This window comes from Nonomuraea bangladeshensis (assembly GCF_039529455.1).
GTDB lineage: Bacteria > Actinomycetota > Actinomycetes > Streptosporangiales > Streptosporangiaceae > Nonomuraea > Nonomuraea bangladeshensis.
The window spans coordinates 313,716-332,879 of record NZ_BAAAMV010000004.1; the positions used below are offsets into that span (position 1 = coordinate 313,716).

Genomic DNA, 19,164 nt, shown 5'->3' on the forward strand with positions numbered 1-19,164 from the left:
GCAACCTCGCCGATTGCGATGAAATGTCCCCCATGAACACGGAGGACAGCCCGGCGCCTCCTGGCGGCACCACCTCGCCGCGCTGCGCCAACTGCTGGACGGCTTCGCGGCGCTCGGCCGGCCGGACGACGTCGCCGCCGGACACGCCTACCTCGACCTCGTCGAACAGACCCTCGGCTGACGTCGCCCCCGCTCAACGAGGACGGAGCGACGGGATGAGCGCGGCGATGGCGTCGAGGACGCGGTCGAGTCCGTGCCGGAAGCGTTCCTCGGGGGCGAGGTGGGCGGTGCGGGAGTCGAGGACCGTTCGGTTGAACCGGGGGAAGGCGCCGGACTCGACGACCTGGCGGACGTACGGTCCCATGTAGTCCCGTTTCCAGCGCTCGGGGTCCAGGCCGGTGCGGCGGGCCTCCTCCAGCCAGCCGATCTCGCGGCGGATCGCGCTGTGGACGTAGTCGTTCAGCATGCCGACGAAACCGGTGACGTCGTCGATGTCGAGCCCGGTCCCGTCGAAGGCGCCGAGTGCGAACTCGTGCACGCGCAGCAGGTGGGGCCCCAGCGTGGGCCGGCCGGTGAGCAGCGCGATCAGCCAGGGATGGCGCAGGCCGGCGGCGCGGACCTGCCGGGCCAGCAGTGTCAGGTCGCCGCGCCAGTCACCGGACGGGCCGTCGGGGAGCTCGATCTCGCCCATCGCCAGGTCGATCATGAGGTCGAAGAGGTCGTCGCGCCGGGGAACGTAGCGGTAGAGCGACATGGCGCCGGTGCCCAGCTCGCCCGCGATCCGCCGCATGGTCGCGGCCTCGACGCCCTCGGCGTCGGCGATCCGGACGGCCGCGCGGGTGATCTGCTCGCGGCTGTAGCCGGGGCGTCGCCCCGGGCCGGAGCGCTCGCGCTCCTCCGGCTGCATCCAGATGCTGGTCGCCGCCTCGTCGGTCATGCACGTCCCTTCGCCGCTATTTGCGTACATGGTACCTGAATGGCTATGGTCCCTTTCTCGTACGAGGTACGCGAATTGGAGGCGTGATCATGACATTGACCGGTAAGACGGCGCTGGTGACCGGCGCGAGCCGGGGCATCGGCCGTGCGATCGCCGTCCGGCTGGCCCGCGAGGGCGCCCAGGTCGCGGTCCACTACGGCGGCAACCACGCCGCCGCCAAGGACACCGTCGCCGCCATCGAAGCCTCCGGCGGGCGGGCCTTCGCCGTCCAGGCCGAGCTGGGCGCGCCCGGCGACGCCGAAGCCCTGTGGGCCGCCTTCGACGCGCACGCCGACGGGCTGGACGTCCTGGTCAACAACGCGGGCGTCCTCGGCGGCCAGAGCGAGATCGACGGCGTCACCCGGGAGGGCTTCGAGCGCCTGTTCGCGGTCAACACCACCGCGCCGTTCTTCGTCACCCAGCAGGTCCTGCCACGGCTGCGCGACGGCGGGCGGATCATCACCGTGGGCACCATGCTGACCCGCGGGGCGGCCATGCCCCGCGCGATCGACTACGCCATGTCCAAGGCCGCGCTCGACGTCATGACCGTCGCCCTGGCCAAGCAGCTCGGGCCGCGCGGCATCACCGTCAACCTCGTGGCCCCCGGCGTCATCGACACCGACATGCACGAAGGACGCCTGGTCGGCGAGGCCCTGGCCTGGCTGTCGTCACAGACGCCCCTCGGCCGGCTGGGCACGCCGCAGGACGTGGCCGACGCCGTCGCCTTCCTGGCCTCCGGCGACAGCCGCTATGTCACCGGGCACCGGCTCGACGTCTCAGGCGGGACGACGATGTAGACCCACGGCCACGAGAACCTCAGCGGAGCGACGCGTCCAGCTGACGGAGCAGCTCTCCGACCCGCCCGCCGCCGGGCGGGGCGGGCGGGTAGCGCCTCAGGACGTCCACGACGACGGGACCGGCGAGGGCTCGCGCCTGCGCGAGGTGATCGGCTCCGACGGAGGGATTGTCGCCGGCGGACAGCTCGAACGCTCGCGCGGCATGGGCGGCCGGTCCGAGGATGTGCTTGACCTGGGTGGCCTTGGCCAGGGGATGCAGGTATCCCGCGCTGGCCGCGGCCAGGGCCGCCCGCGCGGCGTCGCACGCCGCGGCGAGTCCCGCGTCGCGCGCCTCCTGGGCCGCGCGCATCGCCGCCCACGCGCTGTCACGGAGCGCCTTGGTCCGCTTGGCTCCGTCCGCGAACGTCCGCGCGGCCTCGATCGCGGCCCGGGGGCGCGGATCGTCGGGGCGTTCCCGTTCGAAGATCGTCAAGGCGGGCCGCGCGCACGCCACGGCGTAGGCGGCGACCTCGCGGAGTTCGGACAGGCTGAGTTCGATCGTGGTGGAGACATCTGCCATGACGTCAACCGTAACGTTGAACCCCCGGTTGAGACTTCGGCGCGGCCTCCGTGCGATCGATGCGGCGGTGCCCTCACGTGCGGTTGCGGGAGTTCCGCGAGAGCCGGTCCGGCGCTGCTCGCGGAACTCCCGCGGAGCCCGGTGTCAGATCCGGGTCATGGTCGAGGCGTATCCGCCTCCGCCGGGGTAGACCCATGCGCCGGTGACCGTGGCGCCGTCGGCGCTGAACGTGCCCTCGTAGTACGCCGGGCTACCCTTCGCGCCGCCCCAGATGGTCAGCTTGTCGCCGGTCAGCTCGTACACGTAGTCGAGCGTGTCGCCGGCCGAGTCGTAGAAGCGCGACACCACGTCCGCGCCGACCGGCTCGCCGAACGGGCGCAGGTTGCCGATCACCTCCAGACCGGTGATCCGATGGCCGTCGTGGGTGAGCTCGACGTGCTGGAACAGGAAGAAGCCGCCGGGCATCCACTCGTAGCGCACCGTTCCCTCGGCGCCGCCGGTGACCGCCCAGGTGCCGACCAGGCGGTCCAGGGCCTTCAGCTCGGCGCTCGGCCGGCTGGTGACGGGCATCGTGTCCATCTCGTCCTCCTTGGTGAGTGCTTGCCGGTACCTCGGAGGCGAACCCCGGCCCTCGACATCGATTGAATGTGACTCAGCTCACACGAGTCACCATGTCGAAGTCCCGGTCCCGGTGACGAGGTAGCGGCAGGAACTCTCAAGGAGGACGTCATGGCCACCGCCATCCCCGCTGTCCGCATCACTCCCACCGCGTCCGGCCGTCTGCTGCTCGCCGGGGCCCTCGCCGGGCCGGCCTTCTTCGCCTCGGCCGTCGCTCAGATGCTCACCCGCGAAGGCTTCGACCTCAGCCGGCACCCGATCAGCCAGCTCGCCACCGGCGACCTCGGCTGGATCCAGATCGCCACGTTCGTGCTCGCCGGCCTCGGCGGGCTGGCGCTGGCCGCGGGCGTCAGGCGCACCCTCACCGAGGGAATCGGACGGCGGGCGCTGCCGATCCTCGTCGGGATCTTCGGCGCCGGGATGGTCTGCGCGGGGCTGTTCACCATGGATCCGGAGAACGGCTTCCCCGCCGGCACCCCCGACGGACCGGCCGCCCAGATGTCCTGGCACGGCGTGGCGCACTCGGTCGCGGCCGCCGTCTCCTTCACCGCGCTGGCCGTCGCCGCCCTCGTGCTGACCGTCCGGTACGCCCGCCGCCGCGCCGTGCTGCCTGCCGCGCTGAGCGGCGCCGCCGGGCTCGTCCTGCTGCTGCCCATGTCGCCCGATCACATGAGCATCCAGATCGCCGTCAACGGCCTGGTCGCCTTCACCTGGACGACCGTCGTCGCACTGTCCCTGCGCCGCTCCGCCTGACCCGGCATACCCTTTCCCTCAGCACTCTCCAGTAGAGGATCATCGTGAAGTACCTGTTGCTCAGCTACACCCCGGCCGCCGCCTGGGACGCCGCGACCGCCGACACCCCGTCCGAGGAGGCGCTGGCCGCGTTCGCCGCGTACCAGAAGTTCGAGCAGGAGCTGATCGCCACCGGCGAGTTCGTCGGCAGCGAGGGCCTCGGCCACCCGGTGGTCAGCACCACCGTGCGCAAGGGCCCGGACGGCGTGGTGGCGACCGACGGGCCGTTCGCCGAGCTGAAGGAGGTCCTGGCCAGCTTCGCCGTGATCGACGTGGCCAGCAGGGAACGCGCCGTCGAGATCGTCTCGCGGGTCGTCGAGGTGCTGGGCGAGCCGATCGAGATCCGCCCGATCATGGGCGGCGACTTCGCGGCATGACCGGCCGTTCCGGCGAGGTGGAGCACCTGCTGCGTACGGAGGCGCCGCAGGTGCTCGGCGCGCTCGTGCGTCGCTTCGGTCACTTCGACGTCGCCGAGGACGCGGTCCAGGAGGCGCTGCTGGCCGCGAGCCGCACCTGGGCGGCCGACGGCGTGCCGGACAACCCGCGCAGCTGGCTGATCCGGATCGGCTACCGGCGGATGGTCGATCTGCTCCGGTCCGAGCAGGCCCGGCGCCGCCGCGAGCACGAGGCCGGCGCCGCCGAGCTGGCCACGCGGGAGCCGGCCCGGCAGGCGCACCCGCCGCAGGAGACCGACGACAGCCTCGCCCTGCTGCTGCTCTGCTGCCACCCCGCGCTGAGCGCCACCTCCCAGGTGGCGCTCACGCTGCGGGCCGTCGGCGGCCTTACCACCGCCGAGATCGCGCACGCCTTCGGCACGACCGAGCCCACCATGGGCACGCGGATCAGCCGCGCCAAGCAGCAGCTGGCCCGCGCCGGTGCCCGTTTCACCCCGCCGACCGGCGCCGACCGGGACAGCCGGCTGGCCGCCGTGACGCAGGTGCTCTACCTGATCTTCAACGAGGGCTACACGGCCTCCGCCGGTGACGAGCTCGCCCGCGTCGACCTCACCCGCGAGGCGATCCGGCTGACCCGCATGCTCCGCGACTCCCTGCCGGGCGACCCCGAGGTGACCGGTCTGCTCGCGCTGATGCTGCTGACGGAGTCACGGCGCCGCGCCCGTACGGGCGGCGATGACGAGCTGGTGCCGCTGGAGGAACAGGACCGGACGCAATGGGATCCCGGCCTGATCCGGGAAGGGACCGAGCTGATCGACAGCGTCTGGAGCCGGCGCGAGGTGGGCCCGTACCAGTTGCAGGCCGCCATCGCGGCCGTGCACGCCGCGGCCCCGACGCCGGACCGGACGGACTGGCCGCAGATCGCCGCGCTGTACGTGTGGCTGGAACGGCTCACCCCGACCGCGCCGGTGCGGCTGAGCCGGGTGGTGGCGGTGGCCCAGGCGTACGGGCCGGGCCGGGGGCTGGCGCTGCTCGACGACCTCAACCGCCGCCACCGGCTGGACCAGGAACCGCTGACCCGGCAACGCGAACGCGCGGTCCGCGCCCACCTGCTCCAGCTGACCGGCGACGCGGCCGGCGCGGCGCGACTGTACCGCGAGGCGGCCGAGCTGACCGGCAACCAGGTCGAACGGCGATACCTGCTCGACCGGGCCCACCGCCTCGGCAGTCCTTAGCCGCCGAGCGCCCCGGCCGCGGCTCACCGCCACCCGGCGCGAAACCCCGACCCTGATCATCAGGTCGGGGTTCGCTAACGTCTGTTCAGCTCAAGCAGGGATTTTCGGGGCGGATTTCTGGCTCCCTTGGAGCGATCCGTCCTCGCGGCGCAGGGAAGCGGGCAGGCATGACCGGGTCATGGGGATGGGATCTGCTGATCGGGGTCGCGGGCGCGTTGCTGGTCGCCTGGGTGGCGCTGATCGGCGTGCTGGCGGTCGTGCGGCCGCGCGGCGGGTTGCTGCGGGAGGCGCTGCGGCTGTTGCCCGATGTGCTGCGGCTGGTGCGCCGGCTGGCGGCCGATCCCGAGCTGCCGCGCGGGGTGCGGGTGCGGCTCGCGTTGTTGCTGGCCTACCTGGCCTTTCCGATCGATCTGGTGCCCGACTTAATCCCGGTGCTCGGGTACGCCGACGATGCCGTCATCGTCATCGCGGTGCTGCGGTCCGTGGTGCGCCGCGCCGGGGTGCAGGCGGTGCGGCGGCACTGGCCGGGCAGCGATGACGGCTTCGCGGCCCTGGCCAGGCTGACCGGTCTCGACAAGCCCACCACCACGACCTGAGGCCCCAGGTCAGTCGAGGCCCAGCCGGCGCAGCGCCGTCGTCGCCGACTGGGTCGCGTGGCGTCGTTCCGGGCCGTGCAGCGGGCGGGGGGAGCGGTCCTCCCAGTCCGATGCGAAGCACCGCTCGGTGACCAGGTCGATCATCAGCTTGCGCTCGCCGTCGATCAGGCCGTAGCAGGAGGTGCTGCGCCTCATGGGGTGGCCGACCCAGAGGGCCAGGCGCTGCGGGCGGTCGAGGTGGAAGAGGGACTCGCCGTGGGACGGCGCGGCGGCGACGCCGGTGAGGTCGAGGATGGTCGGCAGTACGTCGAGGTGGGACGACCAGGAGATCTGCGCGGCCGGCAGGGCGGGGTGGGCGATGGCCAGGGGGACGAGGGTCTGTTCCGCGGTCACGGCGGTGGCGTGGAAGTGGTAGCCGAGCTGGCCGAAGGATTCGCCGTGGTCGGCGGTGACGACGATCAGCGGGTCGCGCAGCACGCCTCGTTCCAGCAGGGTCTCGTGCAGGCGGCGGAGGGTGTCGTCGGCCTCCTCCAGCGCGTCGAGGAACCGGTCGCGCCGGCCGTCGCCCCTGCGGCGGAAGCGGGGGTCGCGGACCCGGTAGGGGACGTGGGTGTCGGTGGTGTGCACGTGCAGGAAGAGCGGTGCCCGGCCGGCGGGCAGGTCGGCGAGGAGGGCGTCGGCGCCTGCCTCGGGGAGTTCTCTGTCGGTGATGTGGCCGCCCAGCCGGGAGCGGTCGACGAGGGTCTGGTAGCCGGCGCCGGCGAGGATGTCGCCCAGTCCGTAGTAGCTGGTGCGGGCCGAGGTGAGGTACGCGGTGCGGTAGCCGGCCGCGTTCAGCCGGTGGACCTGTGACTCCCCGTCGGCGCGGTAGCGGCCGTGGGCGAGGAGCACGTGCGCGTTCGTGGTCAGCGGCGAGGGCGCGACGTGGCGGGGCGAGACCACGGCGTGGGCGTACAGGGCGTCCAGGAAGGGGGTACGGGCGCCGTCCGGCGTGAATCGGGCCAGGTGGTCGCGGCCGACGGACTCCAGGGTGATCAGCAGCACGTCGTGGCCTCGCAGGGCTCCGGCGTACGGCGATCGGCGGGGCGGTCGTGCCTGCCAGGCGGTGACGGCAGGAGAGCGGGTGCGGGGCGGGGCGGGCCAGGGGCGCGGGAGCAGGCAGTCGCCGGCGATCGAGCCGCGTAGCAGCCCGCGCCGGCGCAGCAGGCGGCCGGCCGGCAGGAGGGCGAGCACGGTGGCCAGGTGCCACCATTGCGGCGGGGGAGTGGGGGCGGCGGGGGCGAGCGCGGCGGCCAGCGCGCAGCCGAGCCAGCAGCTCGCGCGGGTACGGGCGGGCGTCATGGCCAGCCAGGCCACCAGTACGGCCACGACGGCGATCCGGGCCGCGCCCTGCACGTGGAGCGGCAGGTACGGCACCGCGAGCCAGCCGATCGCGAGCAGCGGCAGCAGGGCGAAGCCGGGGTGGTCGCGGTAGAAGGCGATCGTCCAGTTGCGTACCCAGTCCACTTCGGCGGGCTCGCGGAAAACCCGCGACTGGGCCATGCCGTCGAAGGCGAGCCGGCCGACCTCGACGGTGAACACCCGCCAGATCGCGGCCCCGATCCATACGGTGACCACCACGGCCAGCACGAGGGCGGAGGCCACGGCGCGGCCGGCAGGGCCGCCCGCCAGCTCCGCGAGCGCCGCCCCTGCCGCCAGCGCCGCGGCCCATAACGCGTCCCCGAGTGCGGGCCGCGCCGTGGCCTGTCCGGCGAATTTCACCGCGCGTGACGCCGCGAGGATGACGAAGGCGACGGCCGCGTCGTGGACAATCGCGAGCGTGCCCATGCGCCTCCGTAAAGGGAATTGGCGTCGACGCGGATAAAGATAGTCAGGCCGGGTCGGGGGCGATGACTTCCGCGATGGTCACACCTGCGTGGCCGTCCGACCTGCTATATGGGGATATTTCGGGAATGTGGCGCGGCGAGTAGGGCGACCTGCCCGCAGGAGCACCGGGAAACTCTTGTCTCACTGGCACGACATGTTCAGCCGAGCCGGTGACCGTCATAGTGCGAGTCATGGCGGACGTCTTCGACAAATGTCGCAGCTGGGAAACCCACCGCATTTTCAAATCCGCCGGGCTCTACCCGTTCGCACCGCCTGTCGAGACGATGCTCTCACCCGGTGAGGCGCGCATTCACGGACGGCCGGTCATCATGGCGGCGTCCAACGACTACCTGGGGCTCTCCGCCGATCCACGCGTACGGGAGGCGGCCCGCAAGGCGATCGCCGAACACGGCACCTCCTGCTCGGGATCCCGCCTCGCCAACGGCACCTACGCGCTGCACCTCGAACTGGAGGAACGCCTGGCGGCCTTCCTGCACCGCGAGGCCGCAGTCGCCCTGTCCACCGGGTTCCAGACCAACCTCGCGGTGTCGGCACTCCTCGGCGAGGACGACGTCGTCCTGACCGACCAGGACAACCACGCCTCCCTGCGCGACGCCGTACGCCTGGGCGGAGCCGTCGAGCGCGTGTTCCGGCACAACGACACCAAGCATCTGGAGTGGCTCCTGGCCGACACCCCCGCCGGCAGCGGCGTGCTCATCGTCACCGAAGGGGTCTTCTCCATGGCCGGCGACATGTGCGACCTGCCCAGGATCGCCGAGCTGGCCGGGCGGCACGGCGCCCGCCTGATGCTCGACTGCGCGCACGACCTGGGCGTGCTCGGCGCGGACGGCCGCGGCGTACCCGAGCTGCTGGGGCTGGAGAGCGGCGTCGACCTGGTCATGACCACCTTCTCCAAGAGCCTGGCCTCGCTCGGCGGGGCGCTGGCCGGCGAGGCGGACGTCATCGACTACATCCGCCACTGGGCCTCCCCGGCGGTGTTCTCCGCGTCCATGACGCCGGCCTCGGTCGCGGCGGCGCTCAAAGCGCTCGAACTCGTCGAGGCCGAGCCGGAACGCCGCCGGCGCGTGATGGACAACGCGGCCCGGCTGCGCGATGGTCTCCGGCGTCTCGGCTACGAGGTCGGGTCAGCGCCCACGCCCGTGGTGCCGGTGCACGTCGGCGACTTCATGACGTGCCTGCGGCTGTGGCGGGCGCTGTTCGACGCGGGGGTCTTCACCGGCGCGGTGATCCACCCCGCAGTGCAGCACGGCCGGGAGCTGATCCGCATCAGCGCGACCGCGGCGCACACCGACGCGCAGCTCGACCGGATCATCGGGGCCTTCGCCGAGGCCGGCACGGCCGTGGGGGTCATCGGGCCGCAGGGCGCCGGACGGTGACGGCGACGGCGGTGACCGTCGAGCCGGTGAGGCGACGTTCCGACCTGACCGCCTTCATCCGGTTCCCGCACCTGATCCACCGGCCGGAGGACCCGTGGATCCCGCCTCTGGACCGGGAGCGCCGCGCGTTCCTCGATCCCCGGCGCAACCCGTTCTTCGACTACGCCGAGGCCGCGCTCTTCCTGGCCAGGCGCGGCGGGCGGGTGGCCGGCCGCATCGCGGCCGTCCGCAATCCCCGGCACAACGAGCTGCACGGCGCGGACGAGGGGTTCTTCGGCATGTTCGAGTGCGTGGACGACCCCGGGGTCGCGCACGCGCTGTTCGAGGCCGCGGCCGGCTGGCTGGCCGAGCGCGGCCTGCGCACCATGCTCGGCCCGGTGAGCCTGTCGACGAACCACGAGTGCGGCCTGCTCGTGGACTCCTTCGACCGGGCTCCGGCGGTGCTCATGCCGTACAACCCCGCCTATTACCCCCGGCTTCTTGAGGCGTGCGGCTGCGTCAAGGCCAAGGACCTGTGGGCGTGGGAGCTCACCTGGGACCAGGTGCCCGACGAGTTCCTGCCCCTGGCCGACGCCCTGGCCGAAGGCTCCCCGTACACGGTCCGGCCGCTCCGGCTGGCCGACCTCGACAGCGCGGCCTCGCAGATCTGGGCGGTCTTCAACCAGGTGTGGGCGGGCAACTGGGGCTTCGTGCCCGCCACGGAGAAGGAGTTCCGTCACCTGGTCCGTACGTTGAAGCCGATCCTGCGGCCCGAGCTGACGCTCATCGCGGAGCGCGACGGCGAGACGGTGGGCGCGCTGATCGGCGTCCCCGACGCCGGCCCGGCGTTCAGGGCCGCGCGAGGCCGGCTCACGCCCCTCGGCCTGCTGCGCTTCGCGCGCGCCCTGCGCCACCTGGACGCGGCCAGGCTGGTCCTGCTCGGCGTACGGGCGGAGAACCGGGACGACCGGGTGGTGCTCGAACTCGGGGCGCGCGCCATGCGGGCCGCCCGCGAGCTCGGCATCCGCCGCGTCGAGTTCTCCTGGATCCTGGAGGACAACGACGCCGCCAACGGCGTGGCCCGCTACATCGGCGCCCGCCGCTCCAAGACCTACCGGATCTACCGGCGTGGCTGCGAGCCGCCACGGTGAGACGTTTCCTGGTCACGGGGGCGACCGGCTTCATCGGCAGGAGTCTGGTGCGGCGGCTGCGGGCCGACGGTCACGCGGTCACGGCCCTCGTACGCGTCTCGTCCGCGCCACGGTGGCGGCACGAGCTCGACCGGCTGGGCGCCGACTGCGTCGAGGGCGACCTGGAGACCGGTGCGGGGCTGCCCGAGGCGGTCGCCGCCGCCGACCGGGTGATCCATCTGGCCGCCCTGGTCAAGGCGCGCGCCCCGGCGGACTACTTCCGCGTCAACGCGGAGGGGACCGGGCGGCTGCTGTCGGCGCTGACCGCGCGCCCGGACCCGCCCCGCCTGGTGCTGTGCTCCTCACTGGCCGTGAGCCCGCCTGTCTCGTACTACGGCTTGAGCAAGCTGGCGGCCGAGACGGCCGCCCGTCGCGTGGCCGGGCGGCTGCCGGTGGTGATCGTCCGTCCGCCCGTCGTGTACGGGCCCGGCGACACCGAGTTCCTGCCGTCGCTGCTGCCCATGGCGCGGCGCGGGGTGATGCTCAAGGGCGGCCTCGGGCCGAAGCGGTTCTGCCTCATCCACGTCGGCGACCTGTGCACGGCACTGCTGGCCGCGGCCGAACGGGGCGGGACCGTACGGCAGGACGATCCCACGGCCGGCGTCTACACCGTGTGCGACGGCGTCGAGCACAGCGCCGAGGACATCTGCCTGGCGCTCGCCCGGGCGCTGGGCCGCCGCCCGCCGCTCGTCATCCCGGTGCCCGGCCCGCTGGTCGACCTGGCGGCGGCCGGCGCGGAGGTCGTCGGCAGGGTCCGCGGGACCGTACCGATACTCAACAGGGACAAGGCCCGGGAGCTGCGCTGCCCCTCCTGGACGTGCACCACCGGCCGGGCCGCGGCCGAGCTCGGCTTCCGGGCCCGGATCACCCTTCAGCACGGACTCGCGGCACTCGTGCGCGACGAGATCGGAGGCTCTCCATGACCCCTGTCGCCATCGTCGGGATCGGCTGCCGGCTGCCCGGCGGCATCAGCGACCTCGACGGCCTGTGGGCGGCGCTCTCGGCGGGCCGGGACCTGGTCACGCAGGTGCCGCCGGACCGTTTCGAGCCCGGGCGGTTCGTCGCCGCCGACCCGGCCAGCCCCGGCAAGACCTACACGGTCGCGGGCGGGTTCCTGGACGACGTCGCGGGTTTCGACACCGGCTATTTCGGGATCTCGCCTCGCGAGGCCGCCGCCATGGACCCGCAGCAGCGGCTGATGCTGGAGCTGGCCGTGGAGGCGTTCGACGACGCCGGGCTGGACCCGGCCGTCCTGGCCGGCTCCGCCACCGGCGTGTACGTGGGAGCCTCCACCCACGACTACGAGATCATGCAGGTGAGCGACCCCGCCGGCATCAACGCCTACACCAACGCCGGCACCTCGGCGGGCAACATCGCCAACCGCGTCTCGCACGCCCTGGACCTGCACGGCCCGAGCATGACCGTCGACACCGCCTGCTCCTCCGCGCTCATGGCCCTCCACCAGGCCGTCCAGTACGTCGCCGGCGGAGGGCGGCGGATCGCGCTCGCCGGCGGCGTCAACATCCTCATCAGCCCCTACCCCTTCGTCGGTTTCGCCAAGGCGTCGATGCTGTCGCCCCGGGGCCGCTGCCACGCCTTCTCGGCGGAGGCCGACGGCTACGTCCGCTCCGAGGGCGGCGGCTTCCTGGTGCTGAAGTCCCTGGCCGACGCCCAGGCCGACGGCGACCGGGTGCACGCGGTGGTGCTGGGCACCGGCGCCAACGCCGACGGCCGCACTCCGGGTCTGAGCCTGCCCAGCCCGTACGCCCAGGAGCGGCTGCTGCGCGAGGTCTACCGTGAGGCCGGGGTCGCGGCCGACGAGCTGGTCTACTTCGAGGCGCACGGCACCGGCACCCCGGCGGGCGACCCCGTCGAGTGCGAGGCGATCGGCAGGGCCTTGGGACGCCGTCGCAGCCGGGCGCTGCCGATCGGCTCGATCAAGACCAACGTCGGCCATCTGGAGGCGGCCGCGGGCGTCGCCGGCCTCCTGAAGGCCGTGCTCGTGCTCCGCCACGGGCGGATCCCGGCCTCGCTGCACGGCGACCCGCCCAACCCGCGCATCGACTTCGCCGGGTTACGGCTGCTTCCCGTCACCGAGCCGCGGCCTGTTGAGCAGCCGGGCGGGCGCAGGGTCGCCGGGGTGAACTCCTTCGGCTTCGGCGGCGCCAACGCGCACGCCGTGCTCGCCGCCCCGCCCGCCGTCCCGCCGGGGCCCGCCGCGCGGCCGCGCCGCCGGCTGCCCGTGATGGTGTCGGCGCGGAACGAGGCCGCGCTGGCCGAGTCGGCGCGCCGGCTCGCGGCCCGGCTGTCGACGGCCTCCGGCGAGGAGTTCTACGACCTCAGCTACACCTCGTGCCGGCGGCGCGGCCGTCGGGAGCTCAGGGCGGCGGTCGTCGCGGGCTCGGCCGCCGAGGCCGCCGACCGGCTCACGCGGCTCGCCGCGGGCGATGCCGCCGGTGGCGCGATCGGCGGGGCCTCGGGACGGGTGGCGTTCGTCTTCTCCGGCAACGGCTCGCAGTGGACCGGCATGGGCGCCGACCTGCTGCGGAGCGAGCCCGTCTTCCGGGCCGCGGTGCACGCCGCCGACGCCGCCCTTGCGCCGTGGCTCGGCTGGTCGGTGGCCGAGGAGCTGGCCGCGCCCGCGCGGCGGTCGCGGCTCGCGCTCACCGAGGTGGCCCAGCCGGCGTTGTTCGCCGTCCAGGTCGGCCTGCTGGAGCTGCTGCGGGACTGGGGCGTGCGCCCGCACGCGGTGGCCGGGCACAGTGTCGGGGAGATCGCGGCGGCGTACGCGGCCGGGATCCTGGATCTGGGGCAGGCCGCGCGCGTGGTCGCCGTACGCAGCCGCGCCCAGGCCCCCACCGCCGGCCTCGGCCGGATGGCGGCGGCGGGCCTCGCCCCGGACGAGGCCGCGGACGTGCTGGCCCGCTACGCGGGGCGTCTTGAGCTGGCCGCGGTCAACAGCGGCCGTGACGTGACCGTCGCCGGGGATCCCGAGGCGCTGGCCGCCCTGGGCGACGAGCTCGCCTCCCGCGGCGTGTTCTTCCGGCCGCTGGACCTCGACCACGCCTTCCACAGCGCGGCCATGGACGGGGCCGAGAAGGCCGTCCGCGTGGGGCTCGACGGGCTGCGCGCCGGGGCCGCCGGCGTGCCGTTCGTGTCCACGGTGACGGGGCGGGAGCCGCGGGAAGGGCTCGACGCCGATTACTGGTGGCACAACGTACGCCGTCCCGTGCTGTTCGCCCAGGCGGTCGAGCGGCTGAAGGAGCGTGGTTGTGAGCTGTTCGTCGAGATCGGGCCGCATCCGGTCCTGGCCACGTACCTGACCAGGATGGGCGTCACGGCGGTGGCCACCCTGCGGCGGGACGGCGACGGGGCTGCCCTGGTGGAGGGCGCGGTGGCCGCGCTGGCCGCCGGTGACGCGCTGGACTGGGCGCGGATCTTCCCCTGCCCTGGCCGCGTCGCCGAGTTGCCCGCCTACCCCTGGCAACGTGAGCGCCAGTGGCACGGCGGCCCGCAGGTGTGGGCGCGCCCCCTGGACCATCCGCTGCTAGGCGAGCGGGCGCCGCTCATGGAACCGGCCTGGCAGGGGCGGCTCGAACCCGAACGCCTCCCGTGGCTGCCCGACCACGAGATCGACGGCACAGTGATCATGCCGGGGGCGGCGTACATCGAGATGGCCCTGGCGGCCGGTCGCCGGGCGCTGGGCGGCCCCGTCGAGGTGCTGGCCCTGCGGTTCCCCTCCGCGATGACCCTGTCGGCCGCCGACCCCGTCAGGCAGACGCAGGTCACGCTGTCCGACGAGGACGGCCTGTTCCGGATCGCGAGCCGGTCCGGGCAGGAGGGCGAGTGGCGGATGCACGCGCGCGGCAGGGTGCGGCGGCTGCACGGCGAGGCCCCCGGGCGGGTGGACGTCAAAGGCGCGAGGGCCAGGGCCACGCGGCATCGCGACCACGACACCTGCTACGCCGAGCTGACCGGCGTGGGCTTCACGTACGGTCCGAGCTTCAAGGTGCTGCGCGAGCTGTGGACGAGTGCGCGAGAGGCGCTCGCATCCTACGTGCTCAACGTGTCGCAGAGCGGCTACGAGGCCCATCCCACGCTGCTCGACGGGGCGTTGCACACGGTGATTCCGCTGCTCATCGGCAGTGGTCACGGATATCTGCCGGTGTCGGTGCGTGCGGTGCGGTGCTGGCGCAATCCGCCGCCGTGGGGGTTCGCCCACACCGAGCTCACGTACGTGTCCGAGCACGAGGCCGAGTTCGACGTCAGGATCTGCGACGACACCGGTGAGGTGGCCGTGCTCATCGAGGGCTGCCGGGTGCGGCGGCTGCCCACGACGGCCAGGACGCCGGTGGTCGAGCACCTGACGGAGCTGCGGCCGGCGTCCCGCTCCGGCGCGGGGCCCGTCGCGTGGCCCGCGTCCTGCCGGCCGGACGGCGGCGACACCGCCCGCGCCGGCGACGGCGACACCCTCCGCGCCGGCGACGGCGACGACGCCGGGACGCAGTTCGCCGACCTCACCGCGCACTTCGTCGCGCGGGCCTTCGCCCGCCTGCTGCCCGGCGCCGCCGTCTTCGACGTGCCCGCGCTGCTCGGCGCGGGGGTGCTGCCGCGGCACGCGCGGCTCGTGGCGGCGCTCGCCTCGATCGCCGAAGCGCGCGGCCTGCTCATCCGCGATCACGAGCCGGCGCCCGAGGCGCTGTTCCAGAAGCTCCTGCGCGCCCGCCCCGGCCACTCGGCGGAGCTGATCCTGCGCGGGCGCTGCGGCCACCACCTCGACCAGGTGCTGACCGGCCGGCTCGACCCGGAGGAGCTGATCTTCCCGGAGGGCGGCGGGCACACCGTGGAGCATCTGCTCGACGCGTCGCCGGGCCGGCGCTGCGACTCGCGGCTCGCCCGGGCCGCGCTGGAGGAGATCGTGCGCACCTGGCCCGAGGACCGTCCGCTGCGCGTTCTGGAGCTCGGCGGCGGCACGGCGGGGATGACGGCCGCGCTCCTGCCCGTCCTGCCCCGCCGGCTGACCGAGTACGTGTTCACCGACCCCTCCGAGGCGTTCCTCCGGCGGGCCGCGGCACGTCTCGCGCCGTACGACTTCGTTCAGTACCGCCTGCTCGACCTGGCGCGAGAGCCCGCCGAGCAGGGGTTCGGCGGCGAGTTCTACGACGTGGTGGTGGCGGACGGCGCCCTGCACGCGGCGCCGGACGTGCGCGCCGCCGTCCGCAGGGCCCGCGACCTGCTGGTGCCCGGCGGCCGGCTTCTCGTGGTGGAGCAGCATGACAGCGACCGGCTGGTCGCCGTGTTCGGGCTGCTCGAACGCTGGTGGTCCTTCACCGACGTCGACCTCAGAGCGGCGAGCCCGCTGCTCCCGGCCGCGCGGTGGGCGGCGGTGCTGGGGGAGTGCGGTTTCGGCGACGTGGCCCGGCTCGGCTCCGGGGCCGAGGCGTCCGTCCTGCTCGGCCGCGCCGAGGCGCCGGCCCTGCCCGAGCCGAAAACGGAGCCGGTCCCGGCCACCGGCACCGCGTGGATCGTGGTGCCCGAGCGGGGCGCCGACGACGGGCTCGCCCGCGAGATCGCGTCGGCGCTGCGCGCCACCGTGCTGGACGCGACCGTGCCCGGGGTATCCGGCTGGCCGGCGGCCGTCGGCGACGGCGCCGACGCCGCCGACCTCGTGCTGCTGCTGGACGACGAACCCGCAGGCGAGCCGGGGGCGGTCGCCGGGCTCACCGGGCGGCGCGCGCAGGTCCTGCGGGCCCTGACCGCCGCTCGCGACCGCCTGCCGGCGAAGCTCACCGTCCGCCTCTGGGTCGTCACGCCACCGACCGGCCTGCACCCCGCTCCGGAAAAGCCCTGTACGCCACCCGCCGCCGCCGTGTGGGGCCTGACGCGCTCGCTCGCCAACGAACGACCGGACCTGGAGATCAGACGCATCTCCCTGGAACGGGGCGCATCACCCCGTACGGACGCGCACCGCCTGATCCTCGAACTGCTCGAACCGTCCGCCGAGGACGAGATCGTGCTGACCGGAGGCGGCCGGTTCGTGCCGCGGGTCCGTACGGCCCGGCCCGTCACCCGTCCCCATGACGTCGCCGCAGACGAGCCGTTCCGGCTGCGGCTGGACGACCAGGGGCCCGGCTACCGGCTCGCCTGGGAGCAGACCGGCCCGCCGCCCGAGCCGGGCCCCCACGAGATCGTCGTGGCGGTGCGCGCCGCGGCCCTGAACTACCGCGACGTGCTCTGGGCCCGCGGGCTGCTGCCGGAGGAGGCGGTGCAGGACACCTACCTGGGCCCGCATCTCGGCATCGAGTGCGCCGGGGTGGTGACCGCGACGGGCCCTGGCGTCACGAAGTTCGGGATCGGCGACGGCGTGTTCGTCGCCACCGGCGGGTCGCTCGCCTCGCACGTCGTGGCCCGCGAAGGGCTGGCCGGGCTCATGCCGGCCGGCATGAGCTTCACCGACGCGGCCACCCTGTCCATCGCCTGCCTGAGCGTGCACTACGCGCTCGACCATCTGGCCCGCCTGCGGCCGGGGGAGACGCTGCTGGTCCACGGCGCGGCCGGCGGGGTGGGGCTGGCCGCCCTCCAGCACGCCGCCCACGTCGGGGCGCGGGCCGTCGCCACGGCGGGCAGCCCCGAGAAACGCGACCTGCTGCGCCTGCTCGGCGTCACGCACGTGGTGGACTCGCGCGACCCCGGGTTCGCCGACCACGTCCGTGCCCTGACCGGGGGCGGCGTGGACGTCGTGCTCAACTCGCTGGCCGGTGAGGCCATCCCGCGCGGGCTGGAGCTGCTGCGCAGGGGCGGGCGTTTCGTCGAGCTGGGCAAGCTCGACCTGTACGGCGACCGGTCGGTGTCGCTGCACCCGTTCCGCGACAGTCTGAGCCTGTACGCGCTCAACCTGGACCTCGGCCCCCTCCTCGAACCGGAGCTGTGGGCCGACCAGGTGACCAGGGTGACCCGTCTCGTGCACCGGGGCGATTACCGCCCCATCGCCAACCGGGTCTACCCGGCCGCGCGGGTGAGCGAGGCGTTCCGGCTCCTGCAGCACTCCCGCCACATCGGCAAGGTGGTGATCTCCTTCGACCAGCCGTTCGCCGTCGAACAGCGGCAGGGTTCCATGACGCTCGACCCCGAGGGGACCTACCTCGTCACCGGGGGGCTCGGCGGGCTCGGCGCGGCCGCCGCCGTACGCCTGGCCGAGCGCGGCGCGCGTCACCTCGCCCTGGTCAGCCGCGCCGGCCCGGACGCGCCGGAAGCGGCGGCGACCGTGCGCGCCGTGCAGGACAAGGGCGCGACCGCCACCCCGTACGCCGCGGACGTGACCGATCCGGCCGCGCTGCGCGCCGTGCTCGACAGCATCGATCGCACCGACCGCCCGCTGCGCGGCGTCATCCACGCGGCGATGGTCCTGGACGACGCCCCGCTCAGCGAGCTGACCGCCGAACGCTTCCACACCGCGCTGAACGCCAAGATGACCGGCGCGTACGTGCTCGACCAGCTCACCCGCGACCGCGAGCTGGGCTTCTTCGTCCTGCTGTCCTCACTCGCCACCGTCATCGGCAACGCCGCGCAGAGCAACTACGTGGCCGCCAACGCCTGCCTGGAGGCCCTGGCCCGGTCCCGCCGCCGGGACGGGCTCCCGGCGCTCGCCCTGGGGCTGGGCGCCGTCGGCGGGACCGGCTACCTGGCACGGCACCCGGAGCTGATGGGCTTCCTGTCGCGGCTGCTGCCGCCGCTCACCCCGGACGAGGCGCTCGACGCCCTCGAAGCCGCGCTGGCGCGGGGCGCGGAGGTGACCACGGCCGCCCGCGTGACGCCGGAGGCGATCGCCGACCGCCTGCCGGCCGTGCGCGTGCCGCGACTGGCCGAGGTGCTGCCCGCGCTCGCCCGCGACCAGGACGGGCCGAACGCCCCCCTCCACGACCTCAGCGCCGTGGAGAGCCCGCAGGAGAGGCGGGGGCTCGTGTCGGCGGCCATCGCCGAACTGGTCGCCGGCATCCTGCACACCACGCCGGACCGGCTCCAGCTCGACCGCCCGCTGGCCCAGCTCGGCCTCGACTCCCTGATGGCCACGGAGGTGGCGGCCACGATCCGGCGCCGGTTCGGCTGCGCCATCCCCGCCCTGGAGGTCATCGGCGCCCAGGGCATCGACCATCTGGCGCAGCTCGTACACGCCCAGCTCGTTCAGCGGCCGGCTCCGGCGGGCGGCTAGCCGGGAGGGTCAGGTCGCCGCCGATCGGGGTGTTCCTGCCCGGCGGCGGCGTGGGCGGCGGCGAGGCGGTCGAACGGGCCCGGGCCGTCGTGCGGTTTCGGCGGGGCGTCGAGGTGGCGGACGCGGAGCTCGTCCATCAGCTCCTCGATGAAGGCCGGGCCCTCCTCGCGCATGAGCCGCTGCCGGCTGCGGAGCTCCTCGCTGCCCGGACGCCAGTCGAGGCCCCAGTTGCCGAGGGCGTGGATGATCGGGAGGGTCTGGATGCCGGCCTCGGTGAGGCTGTAGCGGGCGCGCTGCCCGCGCGCGGCGGTGCCGCGGGTGAGGAGTCCCGCCTCGACGAGCCGTACGAGCCGGTCGGCCAGGATGTTCGAGGCGATGCCCTCGGCCGACCCGGTGAGCAGCGCCCGGAAGTGGCGGCGGTCGCCGAAGATGACGTCGCGCAGCACGAGCATCGACCAGCGATCACCCAGCACCTCGACGGCGGCGTTGATCGGACACCCGGACCGTGGTTCCACGATTCCCTCCTTGACAGCTATTTCACTCCACCTATAGTAC

General features: G+C 74.0%; 14 protein-coding genes. 9 read left to right on the forward strand and 5 right to left on the reverse strand.

The window, feature by feature from the left end:
* Positions 1-193 precede the first annotated feature (193 nt).
* The gene (locus ABD292_RS13325; protein ID WP_344207467.1) at positions 194-937 is read right to left on the reverse strand and encodes a TetR/AcrR family transcriptional regulator; all 744 of its coding nucleotides are present in this window, start codon (positions 935-937) and stop codon (positions 194-196) included.
* Between the two features lie 89 nt (positions 938-1,026).
* On the opposite strand from ABD292_RS13325, the gene ABD292_RS13330 reads away from it, so the two are divergent.
* Entirely contained in the window at positions 1,027-1,773 is a 747-nt protein-coding gene (locus ABD292_RS13330) for an SDR family oxidoreductase (RefSeq protein WP_344207468.1), read from the forward strand.
* A 19-nt stretch (positions 1,774-1,792) separates the two neighbouring features.
* Here the strand turns inward: ABD292_RS13330 and ABD292_RS13335 are convergent, their stop codons facing one another.
* Positions 1,793-2,332 carry a putative immunity protein gene (locus ABD292_RS13335; protein ID WP_344207469.1) on the reverse strand — a complete coding sequence of 180 codons (540 nt, stop codon included), beginning with the start codon at positions 2,330-2,332 and terminating at the stop codon, positions 1,793-1,795.
* 144 nt (positions 2,333-2,476) lie between these two features.
* Entirely contained in the window at positions 2,477-2,911 is a 435-nt protein-coding gene (locus ABD292_RS13340) for a hypothetical protein (protein WP_344207470.1), read from the reverse strand.
* Between the two features lie 150 nt (positions 2,912-3,061).
* Between ABD292_RS13340 and ABD292_RS13345 the strand changes: the two genes are divergently transcribed.
* From ABD292_RS13345 to ABD292_RS13360, 4 genes are all read left to right on the forward strand, one after another.
* Positions 3,062-3,703 (forward strand): DUF998 domain-containing protein, encoded by a 642-nt coding sequence (locus tag ABD292_RS13345; protein ID WP_344207471.1) that lies wholly within the window; start codon positions 3,062-3,064, stop codon positions 3,701-3,703.
* A gap of 44 nt (positions 3,704-3,747) precedes the next feature.
* The gene (locus tag ABD292_RS13350) at positions 3,748-4,119 is read left to right on the forward strand and encodes a YciI family protein (RefSeq protein ID WP_091091692.1); all 372 of its coding nucleotides are present in this window, start codon (positions 3,748-3,750) and stop codon (positions 4,117-4,119) included.
* On the forward strand, positions 4,116-5,372 hold the full coding sequence (locus ABD292_RS13355) for an RNA polymerase sigma factor (protein WP_344207472.1): 1,257 nt from the start codon (positions 4,116-4,118) through the stop codon (positions 5,370-5,372). The genes ABD292_RS13350 and ABD292_RS13355 overlap by 4 nt, the downstream gene beginning before the upstream one ends.
* 167 nt (positions 5,373-5,539) lie before the next feature.
* A complete protein-coding gene (locus tag ABD292_RS13360) occupies positions 5,540-5,968 on the forward strand; it encodes a YkvA family protein (protein ID WP_344207473.1) in 429 nt (142 codons plus the stop codon).
* Between the two features lie 9 nt (positions 5,969-5,977).
* Here the strand turns inward: ABD292_RS13360 and ABD292_RS13365 are convergent, their stop codons facing one another.
* Complete coding sequence (locus ABD292_RS13365) at positions 5,978-7,795, reverse strand: sulfatase-like hydrolase/transferase (RefSeq protein ID WP_344207474.1); 1,818 nt, start codon at positions 7,793-7,795, stop codon at positions 5,978-5,980.
* 230 nt (positions 7,796-8,025) lie between these two features.
* Between ABD292_RS13365 and ABD292_RS13370 the strand changes: the two genes are divergently transcribed.
* From ABD292_RS13370 to ABD292_RS13385, 4 genes are read left to right on the forward strand one after another with little or no spacing between them, the layout of a single operon-like run.
* A complete protein-coding gene (locus ABD292_RS13370) occupies positions 8,026-9,231 on the forward strand; it encodes an aminotransferase class I/II-fold pyridoxal phosphate-dependent enzyme (protein ID WP_344207476.1) in 1,206 nt (401 codons plus the stop codon).
* Positions 9,232-9,257: 26 nt separating this feature from the next.
* The gene (locus tag ABD292_RS13375; RefSeq protein WP_344207477.1) at positions 9,258-10,361 is read left to right on the forward strand and encodes a GNAT family N-acetyltransferase; all 1,104 of its coding nucleotides are present in this window, start codon (positions 9,258-9,260) and stop codon (positions 10,359-10,361) included.
* Positions 10,358-11,323 (forward strand): NAD-dependent epimerase/dehydratase family protein, encoded by a 966-nt coding sequence (locus ABD292_RS13380; protein ID WP_344207478.1) that lies wholly within the window; start codon positions 10,358-10,360, stop codon positions 11,321-11,323. The genes ABD292_RS13375 and ABD292_RS13380 overlap by 4 nt, the downstream gene beginning before the upstream one ends.
* Complete coding sequence (locus ABD292_RS13385; protein ID WP_344207479.1) at positions 11,320-18,609, forward strand: SDR family NAD(P)-dependent oxidoreductase; 7,290 nt, start codon at positions 11,320-11,322, stop codon at positions 18,607-18,609. Before ABD292_RS13380 ends, ABD292_RS13385 begins: the two co-directional genes overlap by 4 nt.
* Here the strand turns inward: ABD292_RS13385 and ABD292_RS13390 are convergent.
* Positions 18,606-19,124, reverse strand: coding sequence for a winged helix-turn-helix transcriptional regulator (locus tag ABD292_RS13390; protein WP_344207480.1), 519 nt, complete (start codon positions 19,122-19,124; stop codon positions 18,606-18,608). The genes ABD292_RS13385 and ABD292_RS13390 overlap by 4 nt on opposite strands.
* Positions 19,125-19,164: the final 40 nt, after the last annotated feature.

Bases quoted from the DNA above. Each gene is read 5' to 3' on its own strand.
- ABD292_RS13325 (WP_344207467.1), bottom strand. From the start codon at position 937: ATGACCGACGAGGCGGCGACCAGCATCTGGATGCAGCCGGAGGAGCGC.
- ABD292_RS13330 (WP_344207468.1), top strand. From the start codon at position 1,027: ATGACATTGACCGGTAAGACGGCGCTGGTGACCGGCGCGAGCCGGGGC.
- ABD292_RS13335 (WP_344207469.1), bottom strand. From the start codon at position 2,332: ATGGCAGATGTCTCCACCACGATCGAACTCAGCCTGTCCGAACTCCGC.
- ABD292_RS13340 (WP_344207470.1), bottom strand. From the start codon at position 2,911: ATGGACACGATGCCCGTCACCAGCCGGCCGAGCGCCGAGCTGAAGGCC.
- ABD292_RS13345 (WP_344207471.1), top strand. From the start codon at position 3,062: ATGGCCACCGCCATCCCCGCTGTCCGCATCACTCCCACCGCGTCCGGC.
- ABD292_RS13355 (WP_344207472.1), top strand. From the start codon at position 4,116: ATGACCGGCCGTTCCGGCGAGGTGGAGCACCTGCTGCGTACGGAGGCG.
- ABD292_RS13360 (WP_344207473.1), top strand. From the start codon at position 5,540: ATGACCGGGTCATGGGGATGGGATCTGCTGATCGGGGTCGCGGGCGCG.
- ABD292_RS13365 (WP_344207474.1), bottom strand. From the start codon at position 7,795: ATGGGCACGCTCGCGATTGTCCACGACGCGGCCGTCGCCTTCGTCATC.
- ABD292_RS13370 (WP_344207476.1), top strand. From the start codon at position 8,026: ATGGCGGACGTCTTCGACAAATGTCGCAGCTGGGAAACCCACCGCATT.
- ABD292_RS13385 (WP_344207479.1), top strand. From the start codon at position 11,320: ATGACCCCTGTCGCCATCGTCGGGATCGGCTGCCGGCTGCCCGGCGGC.